Annotated in this window: 26 protein-coding genes; 1 reads left to right on the top strand and 25 read right to left on the bottom strand. The window is 61.2% G+C overall.

Annotation, left to right across the window (positions count from 1 at the left end; translation table 11 throughout):
* The first annotated feature begins 5 nt into the window (after window positions 1–5).
* Window positions 6–1,364 (top strand): pyruvate dehydrogenase complex dihydrolipoamide acetyltransferase, encoded by a 1,359-nt coding sequence (locus ACSQ16_RS09735; RefSeq protein WP_243260769.1) that lies wholly within the window; start codon window positions 6–8, stop codon window positions 1,362–1,364.
* A 74-nt stretch (window positions 1,365–1,438) separates the two neighbouring features.
* Here the strand turns inward: ACSQ16_RS09735 and cysE are convergent, their stop codons facing one another.
* From cysE to ACSQ16_RS09610, 25 genes are all read right to left on the bottom strand, one after another.
* Window positions 1,439–2,251 (bottom strand): serine O-acetyltransferase, encoded by an 813-nt coding sequence (gene cysE, locus ACSQ16_RS09730; protein ID WP_093925972.1) that lies wholly within the window; start codon window positions 2,249–2,251, stop codon window positions 1,439–1,441.
* Between the two features lie 98 nt (window positions 2,252–2,349).
* Window positions 2,350–6,279, bottom strand: a complete 3,930-nt coding sequence (locus tag ACSQ16_RS09725; RefSeq protein WP_435988739.1) for a baseplate multidomain protein megatron — start codon at window positions 6,277–6,279, stop codon at window positions 2,350–2,352.
* The gene (locus ACSQ16_RS09720; protein WP_243260771.1) at window positions 6,279–6,725 is read right to left on the bottom strand and encodes an NlpC/P60 family protein; all 447 of its coding nucleotides are present in this window, start codon (window positions 6,723–6,725) and stop codon (window positions 6,279–6,281) included. Before ACSQ16_RS09720 ends, ACSQ16_RS09725 begins: the two co-directional genes overlap by 1 nt.
* Window positions 6,722–7,612 carry a DUF2163 domain-containing protein gene (locus tag ACSQ16_RS09715; RefSeq protein ID WP_243260772.1) on the bottom strand — a complete coding sequence of 297 codons (891 nt, stop codon included), beginning with the start codon at window positions 7,610–7,612 and terminating at the stop codon, window positions 6,722–6,724. The genes ACSQ16_RS09720 and ACSQ16_RS09715 overlap by 4 nt, the downstream gene beginning before the upstream one ends.
* The gene (locus tag ACSQ16_RS09710) at window positions 7,609–8,241 is read right to left on the bottom strand and encodes a DUF2460 domain-containing protein (RefSeq protein WP_243260773.1); all 633 of its coding nucleotides are present in this window, start codon (window positions 8,239–8,241) and stop codon (window positions 7,609–7,611) included. Before ACSQ16_RS09710 ends, ACSQ16_RS09715 begins: the two co-directional genes overlap by 4 nt.
* 27 nt (window positions 8,242–8,268) lie before the next feature.
* A complete protein-coding gene (locus tag ACSQ16_RS09705; RefSeq protein WP_243260774.1) occupies window positions 8,269–8,928 on the bottom strand; it encodes a phage tail tape measure protein in 660 nt (219 codons plus the stop codon).
* Window positions 8,921–9,133 (bottom strand): rcc01693 family protein, encoded by a 213-nt coding sequence (locus tag ACSQ16_RS09700; RefSeq protein ID WP_243260775.1) that lies wholly within the window; start codon window positions 9,131–9,133, stop codon window positions 8,921–8,923. Before ACSQ16_RS09700 ends, ACSQ16_RS09705 begins: the two co-directional genes overlap by 8 nt.
* Window positions 9,130–9,444, bottom strand: a complete 315-nt coding sequence (locus ACSQ16_RS09695; RefSeq protein ID WP_243260776.1) for a gene transfer agent family protein — start codon at window positions 9,442–9,444, stop codon at window positions 9,130–9,132. The genes ACSQ16_RS09700 and ACSQ16_RS09695 overlap by 4 nt, the downstream gene beginning before the upstream one ends.
* A gap of 2 nt (window positions 9,445–9,446) precedes the next feature.
* Window positions 9,447–9,869, bottom strand: a complete 423-nt coding sequence (locus tag ACSQ16_RS09690) for a phage major tail protein, TP901-1 family (protein WP_243260777.1) — start codon at window positions 9,867–9,869, stop codon at window positions 9,447–9,449.
* Between the two features lie 37 nt (window positions 9,870–9,906).
* Window positions 9,907–10,317, bottom strand: a complete 411-nt coding sequence (locus tag ACSQ16_RS09685; protein WP_243260778.1) for a DUF3168 domain-containing protein — start codon at window positions 10,315–10,317, stop codon at window positions 9,907–9,909.
* The gene (locus tag ACSQ16_RS09680) at window positions 10,314–10,652 is read right to left on the bottom strand and encodes a phage head closure protein (RefSeq protein ID WP_243260779.1); all 339 of its coding nucleotides are present in this window, start codon (window positions 10,650–10,652) and stop codon (window positions 10,314–10,316) included. The genes ACSQ16_RS09685 and ACSQ16_RS09680 overlap by 4 nt, the downstream gene beginning before the upstream one ends.
* Window positions 10,649–11,248: a head-tail connector protein gene (locus ACSQ16_RS09675; RefSeq protein ID WP_243260780.1), complete on the bottom strand. Its 600-nt coding sequence runs from the start codon at window positions 11,246–11,248 to the stop codon at window positions 10,649–10,651. Before ACSQ16_RS09675 ends, ACSQ16_RS09680 begins: the two co-directional genes overlap by 4 nt.
* 166 nt (window positions 11,249–11,414) lie before the next feature.
* A complete protein-coding gene (locus tag ACSQ16_RS09670) occupies window positions 11,415–12,599 on the bottom strand; it encodes a phage major capsid protein (RefSeq protein WP_243260781.1) in 1,185 nt (394 codons plus the stop codon).
* 25 nt (window positions 12,600–12,624) lie between these two features.
* Entirely contained in the window at window positions 12,625–13,245 is a 621-nt protein-coding gene (locus tag ACSQ16_RS09665) for an HK97 family phage prohead protease (protein ID WP_243260782.1), read from the bottom strand.
* A 23-nt stretch (window positions 13,246–13,268) separates the two neighbouring features.
* A complete protein-coding gene (locus tag ACSQ16_RS09660; protein WP_243260783.1) occupies window positions 13,269–13,496 on the bottom strand; it encodes a GTA head formation protein, RCAP_rcc01685 family in 228 nt (75 codons plus the stop codon).
* On the bottom strand, window positions 13,486–14,661 hold the full coding sequence (locus ACSQ16_RS09655; RefSeq protein WP_243260784.1) for a phage portal protein: 1,176 nt from the start codon (window positions 14,659–14,661) through the stop codon (window positions 13,486–13,488). The genes ACSQ16_RS09660 and ACSQ16_RS09655 overlap by 11 nt, the downstream gene beginning before the upstream one ends.
* A gap of 132 nt (window positions 14,662–14,793) precedes the next feature.
* Window positions 14,794–16,164 (bottom strand): DNA-packaging protein, encoded by a 1,371-nt coding sequence (locus tag ACSQ16_RS09650; RefSeq protein ID WP_394805086.1) that lies wholly within the window; start codon window positions 16,162–16,164, stop codon window positions 14,794–14,796.
* 475 nt (window positions 16,165–16,639) lie between these two features.
* On the bottom strand, window positions 16,640–17,824 hold the full coding sequence (gene mltG, locus ACSQ16_RS09645) for an endolytic transglycosylase MltG (protein WP_243260785.1): 1,185 nt from the start codon (window positions 17,822–17,824) through the stop codon (window positions 16,640–16,642).
* On the bottom strand, window positions 17,825–19,084 hold the full coding sequence (fabF, locus tag ACSQ16_RS09640) for a beta-ketoacyl-ACP synthase II (protein ID WP_243260786.1): 1,260 nt from the start codon (window positions 19,082–19,084) through the stop codon (window positions 17,825–17,827).
* 155 nt (window positions 19,085–19,239) lie between these two features.
* On the bottom strand, window positions 19,240–19,773 hold the full coding sequence (locus tag ACSQ16_RS09635; RefSeq protein ID WP_243260787.1) for a GNAT family N-acetyltransferase: 534 nt from the start codon (window positions 19,771–19,773) through the stop codon (window positions 19,240–19,242).
* Between the two features lie 159 nt (window positions 19,774–19,932).
* Window positions 19,933–20,166 carry an acyl carrier protein gene (locus ACSQ16_RS09630; protein WP_067261852.1) on the bottom strand — a complete coding sequence of 78 codons (234 nt, stop codon included), beginning with the start codon at window positions 20,164–20,166 and terminating at the stop codon, window positions 19,933–19,935.
* Window positions 20,167–20,368: 202 nt separating this feature from the next.
* Entirely contained in the window at window positions 20,369–21,106 is a 738-nt protein-coding gene (gene fabG / locus ACSQ16_RS09625) for a 3-oxoacyl-[acyl-carrier-protein] reductase (protein WP_243260788.1), read from the bottom strand.
* Between the two features lie 22 nt (window positions 21,107–21,128).
* Window positions 21,129–21,698, bottom strand: a complete 570-nt coding sequence (locus tag ACSQ16_RS09620; protein ID WP_243260789.1) for a hypothetical protein — start codon at window positions 21,696–21,698, stop codon at window positions 21,129–21,131.
* Window positions 21,695–21,913 (bottom strand): hypothetical protein, encoded by a 219-nt coding sequence (locus ACSQ16_RS09615; RefSeq protein WP_435988738.1) that lies wholly within the window; start codon window positions 21,911–21,913, stop codon window positions 21,695–21,697. The genes ACSQ16_RS09620 and ACSQ16_RS09615 overlap by 4 nt, the downstream gene beginning before the upstream one ends.
* Window positions 21,914–22,099 carry a hypothetical protein gene (locus tag ACSQ16_RS09610; protein WP_435988737.1) on the bottom strand — a complete coding sequence of 62 codons (186 nt, stop codon included), beginning with the start codon at window positions 22,097–22,099 and terminating at the stop codon, window positions 21,914–21,916.
* Window positions 22,100–22,111: the final 12 nt, after the last annotated feature.

The raw sequence follows: 22,111 nt of genomic DNA, 5'->3' as shown, positions 1-22,111 counted from the left end.
GGATCATGCCCACAGAAATTCTCATGCCCGCCCTGTCCCCCACGATGGAGGAAGGCACGCTCGCCAAATGGCTGGTCAAGGAGGGCGACGAAGTCTCCTCTGGTGACATTCTGGCCGAGATCGAGACCGACAAGGCCACGATGGAGTTCGAAGCCGTTGACGAAGGCACCATCGGCAAGATCTTGATCGAGGAAGGCAGCGAGGGCGTGAAGGTGAACACGCCAATCGCCGTACTGCTCGAAGAAGGTGAAAGCGCCGACGATATCGACACATCCTCCGCCCCGGCCAAAGAAGAAAAGCCTCAGGCCGAAGCAGCGCCCAAAGCAGCCGAAGCCGAGACGCCTGAGGCTGGCTATGGCCGTGGTGCGACGGATGCGAATGAGGCGACGGGCAAAAGAGACAGCAAAGCCCCCGCCGCCCCGAAGAGCGAGAAGGGTGAGCGGATCTTTGCCTCCCCCCTCGCCCGCCGGATCGCCGCCGACAAGGGGTTGGACCTGTCGCAAATCGACGGCAGCGGCCCGCGCGGTCGGATCGTCAAAGCGGATGTCGAAAACGCACAGCCGACTGCGGCAAAATCCGACAGCGCGGCACCTGCCAAAGATACCGCCCCGGTCGCCCAAGCCGCGGCCACCGGCCCCTCTGCCGATGCGGTCGCCAAGATGTACGAAGGCCGCGAGTACGAGGAAGTCACCCTCAACGGCATGCGCAAGACCATCGCCGCGCGCCTTACCGAGGCAAAGCAAACCGTGCCGCATTTCTACCTGCGCCGCGACATTCGGATCGACGCGCTGTTGTCCTTCCGCAGCGATCTGAACAAGCAATTGGAATCGCGGAATGTGAAGCTCTCGGTCAACGACTTCATCATCAAAGCCTGCGCGCTGGCTCTGCAATCGGTGCCGGATGCCAACGCTGTCTGGGCCGGTGATCGGATCCTCAAGCTGAAACCGTCGGATGTGGCCGTGGCTGTTGCCATCGAGGGCGGTCTCTTCACCCCCGTGTTGCAGGACGCCGACACCAAGTCGCTCTCGACCCTCTCGGCGCAGATGAAAGACCTTGCCACCCGCGCCCGCGACCGCAAGCTGGCGCCGCATGAGTATCAGGGCGGCAGCTTTGCCATTTCCAACCTCGGTATGTTCGGAATCGACAACTTTGATGCGGTGATTAACCCGCCGCATGGCGCGATCCTTGCTGTCGGTGCTGGCGTGAAAAAGCCGATCATCGGGAAGGATGGCGAGGTAACTGCGGCCACAGTCATGTCGGTCACCCTCTCCGTCGATCACCGCGTGATTGACGGGGCGCTCGGTGCGCAATTGCTGAATGCGATTGTCGAAAACCTAGAAAATCCAATGGTGATGCTGGCCTAAGGTCGACATCCTCTCAAACACACAAAAGCCGGGGCATGCCCCGGCTTTTTCGTATTCAATACTGTCTTTCGCGTCTATTCGCTGTCCGGCCCAAAAAGATGGTTCATCGACATCGACGGCTGATCGCAGCCCGCCTCTCCCACGATCCGCGCCGGAATCCCGGCGACAGTTTTGCAGGCAGGCACAGGCTCCAGCACCACCGAGCCCGCCGCGATCCGGCTGCAATGGCCGATGGTGATGTTGCCCAACACCTTCGCGCCTGCGCCAATCAACACGCCGTTCCCGATTTTGGGGTGGCGGTCCTCTTCTTCCTTGCCGGTGCCGCCAAGGGTCACCGAATGCAGCATCGAGACGTTGTCGCCCACCACCGCCGTCTCACCGATGACGATGGAATGCGCGTGGTCGATCATAATGCCCTTGCCCATCTTGGCCGCCGGGTGGATATCAACGCCGAAAATCTCGCTCACCCGCATTTGGATGAAATAGGCCAAATCGCGTTTGCCTTTGGCATAGAGGTAATGGCCCACACGGTAGGCCTGCACCGCCTGATACCCTTTGAAATATAGGATCGGCTGCAACAGCCGATGGCAGGCGGGATCGCGGTCATAGATCGCCACCAAATCAGCGCGTGCTGCGGCGACGAGGTCGGGGTCTTCGGCATAGGCTTCTTCTACCATTTCGCGCACGACCATCATCGACATCTCGTTCGACGACAGCTTCGCAGCGATGCGATAAGAAAGCGCGTTCTCGATTGATTTATGGTGCAGGATACAGGCGTGAACAAAGCCGCCGATCAACGGCTCATCACGCACCGCATCTTCGGCTTCTTGCTGAATTTGGTCCCACACCGGGTCCACTTTCGAGATATTTCTGCGTGTCTGTGCCATGTCACGGGCTCCTTCACTCTGCCGCTAGGGTAGCTCATGCAATAGCGCAGGACCATTTGTAAATCCGCACATGCTCAAAAACGTGATAACGCGGGGGCTTACCTCGGCACCGCAAGGCGCGTTGCCAGCCCCGCGCCATAGGTTGCAGAAACCTGCGCGACCGTGACCTCGAATGTACCGCTGATACCATCGCTTGCTTGCACGGCACGGCTGTAGGTCCAAGTGGGCACGTTAAGCAGCACCTCTCGCAGTTGCTCCGTGCCATCAAAGACCCGCAGAAGGTATTGCTCGTTCTCCTCACCAAGCGGCACCTCCGGCCCCTCCCACGGATCGCCGTCAATGCGTGTCCGACGCACCCAACTGATCGCGATGTCGTCATTCGGCGCGACTATTGCGCGCAGATGACAAGGGCTGAAGGGGCGCAGGCCGTTCCCGTCAAAGGCTTGAACTTGGTGCACATAGGACGGATCATCCACAGGTCGCCGTGCCGGGCCAATCCGGTAGTGCTGCGCCACCCGCCGCAAATGTGGGCTGAGTTCAACTTGTTGCGGCGTCCCGTTCATCAGGACAAAAGTCGACCCCGCAGGCCAAACCTCCGGCATCAACCCATCGCTGCCCGCCTGCCCGCGCAGACGGCCCTTGAGCCAATAGGTCAGCGGAGCGACAAGCTGTGCCTCCTGAAACTGAAACAACTCCCAATTGCCGGTACTGCCATCACCGATGACGGCAAGATTCGCGCCGTTCAACAGCGCCTCCTTACTAACCGATTCAAGCGTGCCACTGGTCAGTTCGACCTCCAGCACCGGCCCCGCATCCGGCAGCCCGGGCCGCGCCGTATAAAGCGGCGATCGTGTAACACCTATGATTGATCGGCTGGGCACAATGGCGTTAAGCGCGTAATTTGCATCCACCGTCGAGCGATAGACCGCGACGGATCCCGGCCAAGTCGCTGCGGTAACAGCGAGATGCGGCGCATGTGGCACTTCATCACCCCGCATTAGTGGCAAATCCATAAATTTAGGCCAAACGGGCAGCGGAGGTACAAAAGGCCGCAGGCTTGCCAGCTCTTCCTCAAGCGGTGCGGGATCATAGACTTCGGGTTCGATCCGGGTGGCCTCTATCAGCATGGCGCCGACCTGTTCAACGCGGTCAATCCGGTAGCGCCCCGGCCCCTCTGCGCCGTCGCCCGGCAGTTCGATCACATCCCCGACACCCACAGCCATCTGCGACGGCGGCAGAGATAGCCGTAACGTTTCGCGTGCGATGCGCGCTTCGGTCAGCCAACGCTCGGCCACCTGCCGCCCCTCGCCGCGTGTCAGCGCCATGTTTAGCTCGGTGCCGCTTACCGCGTGGGTCGCCTCGTCCGCCAGAACCGCCTCTTCCGAGATCGCGTCGAAATCCGCATCTGCCTGAACAAAACGCAATCGCACACGCCCCGAAACCTCGGCCTCCGCCTCGCGCAACTGTTCGGTCAAACCGTCAAGGTCAGGGCTTACGGCTAACCGATCACGGTCAATTGGCACTGCATTCGCCCCATCTCGCAGGCGGAAGTGCAGCACGCCATTGCGTTCAATCGCGTCGAACCCATAGCGTAGCATAAGCGGTTGCAACGCCGCGCGCGCTTCGCTGACCTCGGTCACCGCATAGCCGCGCACGTAGCCGAACAGCTGTGACGTATCGAAATGCTCCACCCCCGCCCTGCGGCAAATCTCACTCACAACCGAAGCGAGCGACCGAGCCGAGGCACGTCCGTTCAGCCAATGGCCTCGGCTGTAATTCTCACCATCACTCCAAAGATCGACGTTATTGGGGAAGAATGGAAAGGGCCGCGTATCCCACGCCCAGACAAACGCCCGGGACATATCAAGCATCGGCCCGCTATATTCCGTTGAGGTCGGATTATGCGCCGGATCGCGCCAGTATTCCGACATTGCACGCAGATATTGCATCTGCATCAAATCGTCCCGCGCGCCCGTAGAATAATGCGGCAATGCGCTTTCCGAACTCTTCAAATCAAGGAATTTATTGGGTTGGTTCGCCCCTTTGTCGACCGCGGCACAACCATATTCTGTGAACCAAATCGGCTTGGACATCGGCTGCCAATCCGTTGGCGCGGCCTGGCGCTCTCCGCCTATGCGCTGATGGTGATGTTTCCTCCACCAATTTCGCAGGTCTTTATAGCGGTAAACCCAAGGTTCATCATGTGCCCCATCTGTAATCGGCGTGCGGATCTGTGCGGCGCGGGCCTCGGGCGAATGGTAGTACCAGTCATAGCCCTCGCCACCTTCGATGTTGGATTTCAGATAATCGACATCATAGATGGCGGGCCATTGCGCTCCATCCAGATGCCCCGCCTCATCCCGCCAATCTGCCAGTGGCATATAATTGTCGATACCAATGAAATCGATGTCCTCGTCGGCCCAAAGCGGATCAAGATGGAAGTAGAGATCGCCGCTGCCATCCTGTGGCTGATAGCCGAAATACTCAGACCAGTCAGCGGCATAGCTGATCTTGACCTCTGGCCCCAACAATGCACGCACCTCTCGCGCGAGCATCCGCAATGCCACCACAGCGGGAAAACTATTCGCCGTCCCACGTATCTGCGTCAGCCCGCGCATTTCCGAAGATATGCAAAAGGCCTCAACCCCGCCTGCCGCCGCGCAAAGCGCCGCATAATGCAGAATAAACCGCGAAAGGGTCCATTCCTCAGGGCCATTGTAGCTTACCGTGCCCTGCGTAACCGCAAAATCCGCCGCCGTGACACTGCCGAAGAAGGCGCTCACCTCTGCATCTGCCGTTACCGTGCCATCCGGGCCGCCGGGGCGCCCCGGCGCCGCCGAGAGGGTGATCCGCCCCCGCCATGGCAGGCGCGGCTGGTCTTGCGCATCACTGTAGGGGTCCGGCAAGCCGTTGCCTACGGTTTGATCCATCAAGATGAACGGGTAGAACATCACAGCCTTGCCTGCCGATTTGAGCGCTTGAATGGCCTCGATGACCGCCGCATCCGCAGGCGTTCCGCCATAGATCGGACGCTCATTTTGCTGGGCGATCACCTCCGCAGTTGCACGCGTCACGCCAGACACCTGCCAAGGCATGTTCTCCCCATCAATGGCCGGGTCTTCTACCTTGGGCCGCAGACGACATTCCCCACACCGCAGGTCACTGCCGAACCAAGACACAACGAGTGAGGCCGCCTCTAGATTTGGCAACTCTTCCGTCATATTTTCCAACGCCACGGAAAAATCTGTCTTTGCGGCGGGCGTGTTCACATTTGCGCTCCAGCGACTGCCGGGACCATCTGAATAATGCACCGGCGTTGTCGCGAGCGCATATTCTCCCGTGCCGGGGATTAAAGCGACACCTTGAACCCCAAAGGCAGGCACATGCTCCCATCCCGGCGCGGCGGGCTGCTCAGGTCGCATCACCTCGAAAGAAAACTGCGGCACGCGGTTACCGAATTGCGCCAGTGGCAAATTCTCCATCACCACATAGGCCGTGCCGCGATAGGCAGGCACCTGATCCGCCCCGTCAATTGCGGCCATGGTCGGGTCAGGCTGCTGGTCTGGCTGGCCCAAATAGACGCGCATGTTCAGATCATCAGGGGCAATTTCCACCCCATCGGCCCAAATGCGACCTACGCTGGTGATTTCCCCCTCACAAAGCCCAATGGCAAGACTGACAGTGTAGCTATAGTCAGTCGTTTTCGGCGTCGATGGACCACCTTTACCACCGCCGCTAACATTGACGGTCTCTTGGAACTGCGAGGCCCAAATAACATGACCCGCCAACCGCAGCCGCCCGTAAAGCTGAGCGATCGCAGCACCTTCGCCTGAGCTGGTCAGCCGGAAACGATCGACCTTGCCTGTCGCAACGGCCTGCCCACCTTGACCCAGCAACCGCTGGTCTACCAAACGTCCCAAGGTTGCGCCAACCCCACGGCCCACCGCGACCGAAGACAGCCCCGCCAGCGTGCCTCCAATAGAGCCGCCAACTGCTGCACCCGCTGCCGAAAGAACAATCGTCGCCATCAGGAGACCTCCTCAGGAAATATGAAACGCGCCACGATGCGCCGCTGCCAAGGTGCGCTGAGCGGGCTTTCAACCACCCCATGCCCTGCGTAGGCATGAATGAAACTTGGGCGGTCACCGATGCTTGCCTGCACCCCAAGATGTTTTGCCACCGCACCTTGACGCATCCGAAAGAGCAACACATCACCTCGCGCGGCCCCATCATCGGCCTTTGCCGTCATATGCCGTAGTGCCGCCGCCCAAAGTTGCTCTTCGCCCTGCGGCTCGGACCAATCCATCGAATAGGGTGGCACTGCCTCAGGCTCGCAGCCTAGCAACTCCGACCATACCCCCCGCAGCAGCCCAAGGCAGTCGCAGCCCGCCCCCTTGGTCGCGGCCTGATGCACATAGGGCGTGCCAATCCACTGCCGCGCAGCCCAGACCAGCCTTTCGCCAGCCGCACTCATCTGCGAGAACCGCCGCCGTTGGCTCCGTCGGAACGGGGCACCGCCATCATCCAATCTTCGTTCGGAAGATCGGGAAAACCTTGGAAATTTATCAGATTGTTGAACTTTAGCCGGCAGGTTTCCATCCGCTTGTCGCAGCCCGCTGTGAGCCGTACCGCCGTGCCTTCTGGCAGTGGCCCGCGGATCGGCTCCCATAGCTCAACGACACGCTCCGCCCCTTTGAAGTAATCCAGCTTGATCATACCCCAAAGCCCTGCCGCCGGACCGTCGAGTACATCCAGCCTTCCGCGGGCAAACCAACCCTCTTCAAACCCCAAAAATGCACCCCAGCGAAAGTACTGCGCCTCTTGCGCGGCCTCAATCACCCGCTCAGCGATATAGCCCGATGTGGAAAGGTCAAAGCGGCATTTGCCATCGCCCAGAACCGCCGAACAAGGCTTTTGATAGACACGTCCTAAGGGCCGATTCAGCGGTTCGGTAAGCCCGCGCAACTCAGCCCGAAAACTGCCGCCTGCGCGGCGTAATTCGCCAATGGACCCGCGAAACTGTAACACCCGTTGTGATGGCTCCGCCCAGTTTACCAGCCACGCTTGTACCTCCGCCCGATCAAAGCGCCCCTGTTCAATCTCATCCTCACGGATCGCATCGTCACACAGCGCGCCAAGCGCTTCGGTATTATCAACAGACAAGCCACTGGTCTGCGCCAGTGCCTGCGCACTCAGCCCTGCATTCGCCCGGTACGTAACACCATCAAAATGCAGCGCCACGTCATGGTCAGTAGATGCAAACACCACCCCATCGCGGCGCGTTACTTGCCAGCAATGACAAAGCGTCGTGACACCGCTGGCGATATGCCCAGCAAATCCGGCTTCTATCCCCGCCCTCACACCCGCACCTCAATCACTGGAACGTTCGGCACCTGCCCAGCGTGAAAACTTTCTACCGACGTCAGAATGCGGTCCGTATCAAAACGCACCGGCACATCGAACTCAAATCCCGCAAAAATTTCCATCTCGGGATCAGGCGGGTGGGCGAAGGTGATGATCCCCGTGCTAGCGTCGACCTCATATTCCACACCTTCTTGCAACTCATCCTGCTCCACCCCCACACGCACTGTACCGACGACTGGTTTGATGATCGGACGGCGGTAGCTCTGCGCGCCCGAACGGTAAATCTTAACGATCTGGAAGCTGGCCGAGGCCCCGTCGCCGCGACCAATACTCTGATCATCAAAGGCCACCGGAAGCGCCGCCTTGCCCGACTTGAAGTCGGCCCAATCCTTCCAGCGGAACCCATACATCTGCCCCATACGCGCTTCAAAGAATGCAATCAGTGTTTGAATGTTATCAATGGATCGCATCCCCAGCCCTGCATCATAGACACGACGCGAGTGTGCCCAAGGCGTGTTGCGCTCCTCATAGCCATTGGCCAGCGTCACCACCTCCGTTTGTCGCTGTGGCCCGCCGACCGAGCCGAAGCTCAGCGAGGGTGGAAATCTGACATCGTGAAATTGCATGGTCTGCTCCTCTCGTTCTTCAACGGATCAGCGGTTGCGGTTGCCCGCGCTGAGCGCTCGGCTCACCTGCGCGGCGATCTGGCTTTGGCTGCGTTGAAAGCCCTGTACATCCGGCGTGGTGATGTTCATCACGATAGTGGTAGACCCCCCGCCGGCACCACGCACACCCAGCTTGCCATCTGCTCCACGGGCCAGCGGCATGATCGCTTCTGGCCCAGCTTCACCCATGACGCCTGTGCCCCCCCGCATGGGAAAGGCCGTGGCCGACGTCACCACCCCGCCTTGCGCGAATGGCATGACCTTCCCTTGGGAAAACGGCGCACCGTTGGCGAAAGGAAGTATCCCCTCTACGATCCCGCCCACGCCTTCGCTGATCAGCCCGCCGAAATGGTCCGTAACTGGCCGCATTGCGGCGTTATAGGTCGAGCGGATCATTAAGTTGGCCAGATCGGTCAGCACCTCTGACAGCTTTGCACCGTCAAAAACCACCCCGTCGAACGCGCGCCGCAGACCACGGCTTAGCCCCTGCTCAAGGGCCGCAATGTCTTTCCCCGTGGCCGAGAGCGCGCTTTGCATCCGCCGCAATTCCCCGTCGAAACCCGACACGAGACCGCTGGTTTGCGCCAATGTCTCGTTTAGCCTGTCAGCGCGGCCCTCAAGGTTTTCTAAATCTTCGAAATCAGCCATCCTCGGCCCCTTTCTTCTTATCCGGGTACGCGGCCATCAGTGCGGCCAATCCTTGGCTCAAAAGCGGCGGCGCCTCAGCCGGAGGCCCTAACATCAACTGCAGCTCCGCTGGTGTCAGCGCCCAGAATTCCGCCGGGCGCAGGCCCAGTTGAGACAGTCCAACCCGCAGCAACGCCGGCCAATCAAAACCACGCCCATCGCTCACGCTTGCACCGAAAATGCCCGCGCCAACAATTCCGCTGCCGCCCGCGCCGCCGCCATCGGCCCACCCTCAATCCGCGCATGTTCAAGGGTTGCGGCATCCATCACCGTCCCGCCGCCCCTTAGCCCGGCAAGCAGCAACGCCAGAACATCCCGGCTTGAAAAGCGGTTACTCTCGAACCGCTCAACCAATGCCACCAAACTGTCAGCCCCCAACGCGACCTCCAGCTCAGCCAATGCGCCAAGGGTCAGCCGCGCCTCATAGCCTTGCCCGTCGATCACCAAACCCACCTCACCGCGCCATGGATTGCTCACGCTCAGCCCGCCACATCGGGGGTAAAGGTCAACTCACCCGCCGATTGGAGGCTCAGTTCAAACGTCGCCTCACCATTTAGCGATCCGGCATATTCCAACGCCGAAACTTGGAAAGGCCCCTGCACTACCCCAAAGTCGGGGATTATGATCTGATAATCCGGTGTCAGACCGTCAAAGAACAGCTGTCGCGCACGTTCGTCCGTGCCCGCATCGCGAAACACCCCAGAGCCACTGATTGCCGCCGAGCGCACGCCCGCCCCCACCAGCAACTCCCGCCAACCTCCGCTGGAATCGAGCGACGTCACATCGACCGTTTCCGCGTTAAAACTCACCCGCTTGGCCCGTAGCCCGGCGATCGTTTCAAACTGACCGTCGCTGGTCATGTCCACTTTGACCAAAAGGTCTTTGCCCGCTTGAACTGCCATCTCTCTCTCCTCGCAACTATCTTGAAACTGTGAAGCCTTATGCGTCCGCAAGCCGCGCGCGGAACTGAAGGTCGATCTCCCTGCCAGCCGCTCCATCGATCCGCCGCGCTGTGGCTTTTTGAAAAGTCATATTAACGATATGGCCGCGGCTAAGCACGGGCACTGCCCCATGCAGCAGGTCGCAAATCACCGAAGCAACATTCTTGGCAGTTACGAATCCCGGCGCGCTTGTGACCACCGACACAACAAACCGATGCTCCGCACCCGCGCCGTCCGCATCAGAGGCGTCTTTTGCCGTCTCCTTGCCAAGCAGCACATAGGTCTCAGGCAAGTCTCCCCCCGGCATCGCGTCAAAAACCGCGTCACCGATAAGGGCCGTGAGCCCCGGATCATCTTGCAAACGACCATAGATCGCCGCCTGCAAAGCCCCTGAAAGCGCATAGGTCATACCACAACCTCCTCATCAGCAAAGCAGGTCAGATACCGCCCGCCCACATCGTGATCGGCCACCGCGCGGATCACGAAAATCCGTGTGCCATCGCGAAACCGCTGCTCTGCCGTGGGCCGCTCGACCGATCCAATGGGGGCCGCGCGAACCGTGATTTTGAACCCAGTCCGGCTGATCGCCAGCCCGCCTTTCACGGCCTCACGCCCCGTACGCGCGCGCACCTCGGCCCATAGGGTTCCTAGCGGCTGCCAGACCTCAGTATAGCCCCCCGCGCCGTCGTTTGCCCGTTGCGGTGTCTCTAGCACCAACATGCGGTTCAGATGCGGCCGGCTCATGCCGCGCCCCCAAAACCAACCCGCACCCGACGATACCGTTCAATCAGGCTGCTCACGCCGAAGGGCATACAGCCTTCACCAAGCGCCGTGTCATCACGGTATTCATAGTAATGCGCCGCAAGAAGCATCACCGCTTGAGCCAAATCATCAGGCAGGCTTTCCCAATCAGGCCCCATTCCGGCGTCAAAGTTGATCAGCGCTGCCCCGGCGCTCGGGATGCGCGGAAGGGACGCCGTGCTGCTGCGCAGGCGAGGTGCCTGAGCATCGCGTTCCAGCCAATAACGACCGGGGTCAACAAGCGCTTCTGTCCCATCCCGCGCCACCAGGGCGAGCTGCGCGATCTCCTGCACGGGTGCCACGGGCAAGACCTGTGCCGCTGCATCACGCCAGAATGTCAACGAAAACGCGAACCGCCGCGTGATCAGCACCTTTCCAGTGCGCGCCTCGACCGCTGCCATCGCGGCACGTAGGAAGCTGCGCAACACCGGGTCTTGAAGACCGTCCTGCCCAAAACCGCTGCCCGCGCGCAAATGCATTCTGAAGGCTTCCACAGGCAACACAGCGTCAGGAACATTTGTTTCTTCGATCAACATCATCGAACGTCTCCAAAAATTGGCCCCTCGCCCCTTGGGGCCACTCGCTCAGTCCCGGACGCACACCGGTTGCATTGCTCGGTTGGAGGGGAGCAGCTAGACAACACAACCACGCTGGCGCACGTCCGGACCGGGGCCAAGTTGCCCCGGCCCCGGCTTCAGCACCGGCTTACGCCAGGCCGAATTTCATCAGCTTGATCGCCGCAAAATCGCTCACATCGCCGCCGACACGTTTGGTCGCATAGAACAGCACATGCGGTTTGGCGCTGAACGGATCGCGTAGGATACGCAGGTCCGGACGCTCGGCGACCGTATAGCCCGCCGCGAAATCACCGAAAGCGATCGACACGGAATCGGCCGCCGGATCAGGCATGTCCTCGGCCACCAGCACCGGATAGCCCATCAACCGCGCAGGCTCACCCGCCGCCAGCCCGTCCGACCACAAGAACCGCCCATCGGTGTCCTTCAACTTACGCACCTTCGCCGTGGTCTTGGAGTTCATCACGAAGACCGCATTCTTGCGATAGGCCGCGCCGAGCGCATAAACCAACTCGACAATCGCATCCGCCTCGGGGTTTGCATTGGTGCCACTGGCCACATAGCCCAGATTGCCCCAGGCCCATGCCGCGTCGTCGACAATCGGATGGCTCAAAAAACCAGTCGGCTTGTCGATCCCGTCGCCGCTGACAAAGGCCGCCGCCTCAGCCCGCGCGAACTTATCGGCAATGCGCCCTGCCAGCCAACCTTCAATGTCAAAGGCGCTGTCATCCAACAGACGCTGGCTCGCCTTCGGCAGCGCGCTCAACTCATGCAATGGCACGGTGATCCGGTCGATCTGCGGCGTATCCGTCTCGGCCTGCGCGCCGGTCTCGGTGGCCCAACCGGCGCCCACATCCGTATGATCCACCAGCACGTCATAAGACGTCGCCTCAACCTGCACGACCGCCGCAATCGCCCGGATCGACGCCCCGGAATTCAGCACCGACTGCACCCGCTCCGAGGTCTGCGGATCGACCAGATAGCCGCCGTCCGAATTCACCGCCGTCGACATCGACTTGCCGTCCAGCTCCAGCCCGCGCAGCGCATCATCGTCGCCGTTGCGCAGATAGGCATCAAAAGCCTTCTTGTGCGGCGCATCGTGGTCAATCGCGCCCCCAAGGGGGCTACGGGCAGGCAGGGTCATCTTGCGATCCATCATGGCTAGTCGCTCTTCTGATTGTTGAAGTTTCGTATTGATCTCAGCCCGAAAGCCGTTGAAGTCACTGACAAAACCGCTCACGGCCTGCCGCACTTCCTCCGCCGGGGACAGGTCTGCGCCTGACTTCGTGCTGACGTTTGCATCGCTCTTGCTCATCATATTTCCTCTGTTGTTGTGCAGATCACTGATCGGCCCCGCGCTTCATCTCGACCCGCGCCTCTTCAAAAGCCGCCGCCATCTCGCGCAGAACCTCACCGACGGCCCTGAACTCGCCCTTGGCCGCGACCCGTGCGGTGGGCAGCATCGGGAACGTCACCAGCGACACTTCCCAAAGCTCCAATTCCGAGAGCAGCCGCTGGCCCTTAGTGTTCTTGCCCGCCTTCACGGTGCGGTAACCAATGCTCAGCCCGTCGATCGCACCCGCTTCGATCAGCGCCGCCGCCTCCCGGCCCCGCGCCACGCTCGACAGAATGCGCCCCTTGACCCAAAGCCCGCGCTTGTCCTCGCGCACCTCGTCCCAAACGCCGATGGGCTGGGCCGGGTCATGCTGCCAAAGCATCTTGATGCTGCGGCCAGCGGATTTGGCGCGCGCGAGGCAGGCCGCATAGGCCCCCGCCTCAACCACATCGCCACCCTGATCCGCCGCGCCGAACAGGCTCGCATAGCCACTGATCTCGACCCCGCCATCGACGGGCGCCACGTGGCCAAACTTAGCGAATTTATGCTCCAGCCCCGCCGCCCCTGCAGACAAAGCTCCCCCGTTCCCCGGCCAAACACCGGGGTAAATCACCTGATAACCCATTGTATTTCCTCTTGTTCAGCCCGCTACGGCGCCACCACCAGAAAGGATTGGACCGCCTGCGCCAAGATCACCGCCACGACGCCGTAAACCGTCAGCCACAACCGCCGCTCCAGCCGCTCCATCATCTGCTCGATCCGGTCAAACCGCATCTGCATGTTCTCGCGGTGCACCGCGCTGATGGTCTCATGCGCCTGCAACCGCAGCCCTGGCGCACATTCAAACCGCTCAATCTCCCGAGGCTCATGCATCATCCGCCACCACCGGCAGCCCCAACAAGCTGCGCTTTTCCGCGTCGGTCAGGAATTCCGCCGCCGCCACCCGCGCCCATTGCGCATCCCGCTCCGCCGACAGCGCTGGCACCTGATCAAGGTCCGGCTTCAACGTCACCGCCTCTCCCAAATAGCCGCTCAGCCAATCCGCCAGCGCCGCCGTCACCCGTGTCGCCAGCGGCAGCACCGTTAGGCGGTAAAACGCCCGATGCGCCTCCTGATAATTCGCGTAAGTCGCATCCCCCTGAACCCCGATCAGCATCGGCGGCACCCCAAAGGCCAACGCAATTTCCCGCGCCGCACTCTCCTTAGTCTTCTGAAACTCCATGTCCGAAGGCGAGAAGCCCATCGGCTTCCAATCCAGCCCACCTTCCAGCAGCATTGGCCGGCCAGCGTTCCGTGCGCCCTGATGGTGGCTCTCCATCTCGCTCACAAGCCGGTCATATTGATCCTCGCTCAGCTTGCCCTGCCCCTCGGCCCCGCGATACACAATCGCCCCCGAGGGCCGCGCCGCATTGTCCAAAAGCGCCTTCGACCAGCGGCTCGCCGCGTTATGCACATCCATCGCCATCGCCGCCGCCTGCATGGGGCTGAACCCGTAGTGGTCGTCCTGCGGGTGAAAGTTGCGGATATGACAAACCGGCGTCACCGCCCCGCTGGCGTCAAAGCGATGCTTGCGCCCGCCCACCGCATATTCATAGGCCACCGGCCATCCATCCGCCCCCGGCACCACGCTCATCCGGTCCGAGCGCAGCACATGCAACTCAATCGGCAGACCGCCTTCGCCGCCCACCGCCTCGACATAGCCATCGCCGCTCAGCAGCATCTGCCCGTAAAGTGCCTCAAACAACTCGGCCCGGCCCTGCCCCGCATTCGGGCGGCGCATCAGCGACATCAGCGGATGATCGTCATAGCGCCGCGCCGCGTCCTGAACGACCAGCGGCAAGGCCGCCGCCGCCTCGGCAATCAGCTTGACCGAGCGAAACCCAACCGGATTGCCACAAAACCCCGAACGCGTCAGGCTCACGCTGTCCCGCGGGCTCCAAGCAACGCGACCCGAGGTCTGATAGGCGACGACAGGCCCGGTCGCCGAAGCTTTCTGCTCAACCGTCTCAGCCGCGCCGCGCCGTAGAAAATCGAATACCATCTGTCGCTCCTCATTCTGCTCGGCCCCGGCAGCGGCGGCTTGCACCCCATGCTGCCCGGCGTTGTCAGACTTTCTCAATAAAATCTTAAAACCCGCGAAACCCACCGTGCGCTGCTGCACGCAACAGCCTTGTCAGAGGCTTCGCACCCCCGGACTCCGCCAAACCGACGCAGGCTCGATCATCAGCTCATGGAGCGCCCAGACCAGCGCATCGACCCGGTCCGGGCTGCCCTTGCCCTCGTACCCCCGCGCCGTCATCAGACACATCTGGTCCTCCAGCGCGTCCAACTCCGGCAGATGGCTCACCCGTCCCTGCTCATAAAGCGCCGCCACAGGCTCTGCCCTTGCGACCTTGCCCCGCGCCGCATGCACGGTCTTGAGCGACACCAGCGGATCGACCTGCCGCAGCACCTCGCTGACCAATTGCCCGCCTTGGTTCACTTCGGCCACCAGTCGATCCGCCCCATAGCGGGTCATCGCCGCAATCGCCGCCTGCGCCCAGCCGTTCGGCGTGGCGCCCTGCACCGTGCAATCGGCCAGCACCACCGCCCGCCAATCCTGCGGCGGCCCTTTGGTCTGCGCGCCCACTACAACGATCCCACATTCATCCGAGCCCGCCCCGCTGGTCGTCGCCGGGTCCAAGCCCACCACGATCCGATCCAACTCCGGCGCCGCTTGTACCCGTCCGGCCTCTAGCAAAGCCGATGTCCACAACGCTCCCTCCGCATCCGCCAGCAAAACCCCATCCAACTCCTGCCGCCCCAACCGCGTGCCGCGATACCGCGCCCGCACCTCCTCAAGGAACGACCCTGCCAAGTTCGCCGCATTCGCCTCCGTCGGCGCATGGGTCGTCACCGTCGACGGCGCGGCCAAGAGCGCCTTCAGCACATCCACATTGCGCGGCGTCGTCGTCACACAGACCTGAGGCCGCTCGCCCAAGCGCAGCGCAAATTGCAACTGATCCCAAGCCTCCTGTCCGCGCTTCCATTTCGCCAATTCATCCACCCAAGCCGCATCAAACTGCGGCCCCCGCAGCCCTTCGGGATCATGCGCCGTATGCACCGTCGCAATCGCGCCGTTGGGCCAAACCAACCGCTTGCGCGTCGCCTCCCAATCGGGCCTCCGATCCGGCGGGCTACAGGCCAGTATCCCGCTATCGCCAAAAATCATCACCTCGCGCACCTGCTCAATGGTCTCCCCCACCAGCGCCACACGGCTGCACTCCCCAGCATCCAATGGACGGCTCCCCTCAACCTTGCTGCGCACCCATTCCGCCCCGGCGCGGGTCTTGCCCGCACCGCGCCCGCCCATGATCACCCACGTCCTCCAATCACCCTCAGGCGGCAATTGATGATCCAGCGCCCAGAACTCGAACAAAAAAGGGAGAGCCAGAAGCTCTCCCTCACCTAGGTCATTCAGAAACTGCGCCTGGGTCTGAACATCGGCGCAGGCGATCCAGCTTGCACCCGATGTCAGCCCGCGCTTTGTCCATGTCGAGGGCATAGCCCCCGCGCGCGATTCCAGCTTGTCGGTTTCGACAGTCATTCAGCGTGTTCTCCGCTTTCAGGCAATGTGCCAGCAAGCCCGCCACTTTGGACGTGTTGCCAGACACCGCAGTTTCCTTGAGTTCCCCCCCGGACCGGGTCTGTTCTGTCAGACCTTCGATTTCCCGACGCAGCGCGCCGATTGCTTCTTGGAGACCGCGCAGAATTTCCGCGCTGTCTTGCGTCTCTTGCTCCGGGGTAATTATCGTCATCGCTTTACCTCTCGTTGGTTTTCCCCAACCGAGCAGGCACAAAAAAACGACCACCGGGTCACCCCGGGGCCGTTCGCCCATGTCTTCTAGCGTGCCACAAGTCCTACGTTAGACCGTGCGCAAAGTCAAGAAAAACTGTGTTAACAACACCTTACAGCGCCGTGCGGCAAAGCACCCGCGCTGATAAAAACCCCGCTGTCTCCAGCGGGGTTTTTAAATGTCTCAGTTTCCACCCGTTGAGGCATTCCCAGCCGCTTCCGCGCCGCGCTCCGCCTCGATCTGACGCCAGCGCGCCACGTTGCGGTTATGCTCATCCAAGGTCTCAGCAAAAGCGTGCCCCCCGGTGCCATCGGCAACGAAGAAGACGAAATCCGTCTCGGCTGGTTGCGCCGCAGCCATCAGGCTTGCCCGGCCCGGATTTGCAATCGGGGTCGGCGGCAGACCGTCGATCACATAGGTGTTCCAAGGCGTCTCTGCCCGCAGCTCCGAGCGGCGCAGCCCGCGGCCCAGCACGCCCTTGCCCTCGGTCACACCATAGATCACCGTCGGGTCTGTCTGCAGGCGCATGCCCTGGTTCAGACGGTTCACGAAAACGCTCGCCACCTGCTCACGCTCCGCCGCCACACCGGTTTCCTTTTCGATGATCGACGCAAGGATCAGCAGTTCCTCCGGCGTCTCAATCGGCAGATCAGCGTCGCGCGCTTCAAAGGCTTCGGCCAAAAGCACCTCTTGCGCCGCCGCCATCCGCGCGACCACCTCAGCCCGATCATCGCCCGGGCGGACCTCATAGCTGTCAGGCGCAAGGCTGCCCTCGGCGGGCAACTCTTCAACGTCCCCGGACAACTGATCCACCTGCTTGAGCGCCTCAACCACCTGCCAGCTTGTCACACCTTCGGCCAGCGCGACACGAAACCGCGTGTCGTTCTTGCTGGAGATTTCGGAGTATGCCTCAGGGGTCTCTTCCTCACCCGGCGTGAACTCCGCGCGCTCAACGAACCGGCTTGTGACTGGGTCCAACTCACGAACCTGCACACTTACGCGGTTCACGCCCACGCGGTACACAACTTCGGTGCCGCAGGTGCTGGCCCCGCCTTGGGTCACGATATCAACAATCCCCTGCATCGACGTGCCGGGTTGCACAAGAAAGCTGCCCGCTTTCAGGCTGCCCGACTTCTCCTCGTAATCCGCGCCCATGCGAAAGAGCGCGGGCGAGGAAACCGCGCCCTGTTCTTCAAGGCTTTGGCTCACCAGCCGCATGTTCGAGCCGCGCTCGACCTGCACACAGATCGCCTGCTCCAGCGGCCCTTCGGCGACATAGGTCGTCTTGCCCCAGAGGATGATCCCCCCAAGCAGAAACAGGCCGACCAACAGAAACGTCACGGCGTTAGAAGCGATATGACGCCACATTTAGCGGACTTTCCCGAACAGTACCGATGCGTTTGTGCCGCCAAAGCCGAACGAATTGCTCAGCGCCACGTCGATCTTGCGCTCGACCTTTTTGTTGGGCGCCAGATCAATCGGTGTCTCAACCGCTGGGTTATCAAGGTTGATCGTCGGCGGTGCCACCTGATCGCGGATCGCGAGCATGCAGAAAATCGCCTCAATCGCGCCAGCTGCCCCCAAGAGGTGCCCGGTCGCGGATTTGGTAGAGGACATGGTGACCTTGTCCGCCGCATCGCCCATCAAACGCTCAACCGCGCCCAATTCGATGGTATCGGCCATTGTCGAGGTGCCATGCGCGTTGATGTAATCAACATCCTTGGGCTCCAACCCCGCGTTCTTCAACGCCGCCCGCATGGAGCGTTCGCCACCCTCGCCGTCTTCCGACGGTGCGGTGATGTGATGCGCGTCGCCAGACAGGCCATAGCCCAGCACTTCGGCATAGATCTTGGCACCGCGCGCCTTGGCGTGCTCGTATTCTTCCAAGACCACAATGCCCGCGCCCTCACCCATGACGAAACCGTCACGGTCCACATCATAGGGGCGGCTGGCTTTCTCGGGGTCGTCTCCGCGTTTGGTCGATAGCGCTTTGCAGGCGTTAAAGCCCGCCATGCCGATCTCACAGATCGCCGCCTCGGCACCACCTGCGATCATCACATCCGCATCGCCGTATTTAATCAGCCGCGCCGCGTCACCGATGGCATGCGCCCCGGTGGAACAAGCAGTCACGACCGAGTGGTTCGGCCCCTTAAACCCATAGCGGATCGACACCTGACCCGAGATCAGGTTGATCAGCGCGCCCGGCACAAAGAACGGGCTGACCCGGCGCGGACCTTTTTCGGCCATCATCACGGCGGTATTGGCAATGGAGTTCAACCCGCCGATGCCCGAGCCGATCAACACGCCGGTGCGCTCCTGATCTTCTTTCTCAGTCGGCAACCAACCCGAATCCTCAACCGCCTGCTGGGCGGCGGCCATGCCGAACAGGATGAAAGTATCGACTTTCCGCTGCTCTTTCGGCTCCATGTATTTATTGGCGTCAAAGGTGCCATCGCTGCCATCGCCCAAAGGCACTTCGCAGGCGTATTGGGTCACCAATTTGCTGGGATCAAAACCGGTGATCGGTCCGGCCCCGGATTGCCCATCAAGGATCCGTTTCCAGCTTTCTTCCACGCCGTCCGCGAGGGGGGTAACCAAACCCAAACCCGTTACTACAACTCTGCGCATCTTAGTGCCCCTTGCCGATAATCTCTCGGCGAACCTCTTACCCTGCAAAAGCCTGTAGGCACAAGCATATCGGCGGGGGGCCGCAGGCATAGCACAAAAACGCCGATCTTCGAAACCGGGCGGCTATCACACGTGGTGAGGGCCTTACGGTACCGTTAGACCGGCGGCCCGCGCCGGGTCAGCAGATGCACCGGGCCACCCGCTGTCTTTGCCTCCCGCAGCAGCTGATACCCAAGCGCGCCCGCGATCCGCAACGCTGCCTCATTGCCCCCCGAAATCATGCAAACCGTGCGCCCGGTGATCACCCGATCAAACCATTCATGCGCCGCGCGTGCGGCCTCAAACCCCAAACGCTGGTCCTGTGCCTGAGGCGCTAGAACCAGCCGCGCCTCGGGGTAAGTATCGAAATCTTCACCGAAATTCCGTGAGCCAAAGACGAAACCCGTCTGCCCCAGCATCTCTCTCTGCCGATGAAGCTGCACAGCCCATTGCCCGAATCCCGTGATTTGCCAATGCCCAGCATTGCGCAGGAAAGCATCCCACGACTGCCCCTTTGCCCGGGGCCGATCAAGTATCCGGTCCGCCACATCCGGCATCGCCCAGATCTCAGCATAGCGCTCAAAATCCTCGGCACGCATGGCACGCAGGGTCAGTCTCGCTGTGTTAATGGTCGGGATCGTTCGGGACATGGGGTGAATTGCCTTCACGCTTGAAACTTCTTGGCGAAGACATGCGGCTTCGGCACCAAAGGGACAAGCCCGCCCCGCTGCGACAAATAAAAACGGCGTCATTCCGCTAGGAACAACGCCGTTCTAAAATCTCAATTCCGCCGGTCGCCCGGCAAAGCCTTAGGAGGCTTCTTTGATGAACTTAACCGCATCGCCAACGGTCTGGATGTTCTCAGCGGCGTCATCGGGGATCTCGATGCCGAACTCTTCTTCGAACGCCATCACCAGTTCCACGGTGTCAAGGCTGTCAGCGCCAAGATCGTCGATGAACGACGCATTCTCAGTCACTTTATCCTCTTCCACGCTCAGGTGTTCTACAACGATCTTTTTCACGCGGTCTGCGACGTCGCTCATAATAAGTCCTCATGTCTTCGGGCCATTCAGGCCCCTTTTGGTTTCCGCCCGCCGATGATCAGCGTTTGGAGGATGCCCCAAAAGGGGCGGCTATTTTCCTTGTTCGCACAAGGCGGAGGGGGCAATCAAGCACCCTTCGTTTCGATTCTGCGCCCCCTTTAGCACATGCCGCAGGCTTGGCAAACGCTATTGCGGCGCAGGGTCACAACATGGCCATACCGCCGTTCACATGCAAGGTGGTCCCTGTCACATAAGCAGCCTCGGCACTAGAAAGATAGACCACAGCGGCGGCAATCTCATCCGGATCACCCATGCGGCCTGCCGGAATTTGCCCCATGATTCCAGACTTTTGCTCATCCGTCAGCTTGTCGGTCATCGCCGTGGTGATAAAGCCCGGTGCCACAGCATTCACGGTGATCCCACGGCTCGCCACCTCATAGGCAAGCGATTTGGACATGCCCACGACACCCGCTTTGGAGGCCGCGTAATTCGCCTGACCGGGATTGCCGGTGGCCCCCACCACGCTGGAGATATTGATGATCCGGCCCCAACGGGCCTTCATCATCCCGCGCATGACCCCTTTGCACAGCTTAAACGTCGCGGTCAGGTTCACGTTGAGCACAGAGTTCCACTCATCATCCGACATGCGCATGAACAGGTTGTCGCGGGTGATGCCTGCGTTGTTCACCAAAATATCGACCGAGCCCATCGCCTCAGCCGCCTGTTTCGGCAACGCATCGACGGCTTCCATGTCGCTCAGGTTACAGGGCAACACATGCGCCCGCTCGCCCAGTTCGGCCTTCAGCGCTTGCAAAGGCTCGGTCCGCGTGCCCGACAGGCCAACGGTCGCGCCTTGAGCGTGCAATTTGCGGGCGATATCCGCACCAATGCCGCCCGAAGCGCCAGTGATCAGGGCATTCTTTCCTGTAAGATCGAACATGTCTCTTCCTTTATTCTATCAGTCAGGGCCGTGTCAGCAGCCCGTAGCGGCGGATTTCATCCGCTGTCATCTTGTGTATCCCGTCAGATGGCGCTGCCTGCAAGGTAAACCAGTAAAAGCTGTCATTGCCCAGCATCTCGGCCATATAGCGCCGTGTCATCTGGTGTTTGGGCGATTGCCGCGGAAAGCTGCTGCCCTCGCGGTAGCCATTGCGCCAGCTATGCACCCGCAGCGCTGCCCCCGGCGCCATGCGCCGTTTGGCTCCGGCGATGAAAAGCTCAACACCCCCAGAATCAACCACACTGCCCGACCGCAGCTCGGTCGCCAGCCCCAATCTGCGAATCTGTCGCCCCATACGATGCGTCGCCTTGGCATCAATGGAGCCGTCGATCTGCCCCAGAACCACCGTATCAATCCGCGGATTCTCGGCCAGACGGCGCGCGAAAGTGGCAGGTGTTCGGCTGGTGATCGTGCCGGACATCAACAGATACGGCCCCTGGACCTGCATCCGCGTGCCATCGCTGGCATTCTCAAGGGTGCCACAGGCCACAACTGAGAGCAGCAGCGCAAAGACGGCAATCAGCCGCCTCATGCCTCACGCCCCAGCGGAGTCCGCTCGCCCAAGATATAGCGCAACACGTCCACCACATCGAAGGCCAGCGAGATCAACAAGGTGACCAAGATCACCCGAATGATCCAACGCGCGACGATTGGCATAGCATCCTTGGCCTGCTTGCGGAACAGATATACCGCCAGCGGCCCCCAGATCAGCAAATGCGGCAGGCCGAGCAGTTTGACGTATCCCATCTAGCGGAACATGCCGTAGACCGCAGCACCCGTCAGGATACTCGAAAAAACGGCAATCACCCCGACCCTGCGGCTTTGGGGCCAGATTAGCAGAGCCAGCGGCAGCACGGCCACGGCAAAGACCAGCCAATTGAACCACCAGATCAGCCAATCCGGCAGCAGCGTCAGGGTTTCTTGCATCGTCACCTTGACCCTCCG

This window comes from Sulfitobacter sp. SH24, from assembly GCF_965641895.1.
Taxonomy (GTDB): domain Bacteria; phylum Pseudomonadota; class Alphaproteobacteria; order Rhodobacterales; family Rhodobacteraceae; genus Sulfitobacter; species Sulfitobacter dubius.
The sequence above is the reverse complement of the archived record's forward strand: the minus strand, read 5'-3'. Positions and strand labels throughout refer to the sequence as shown.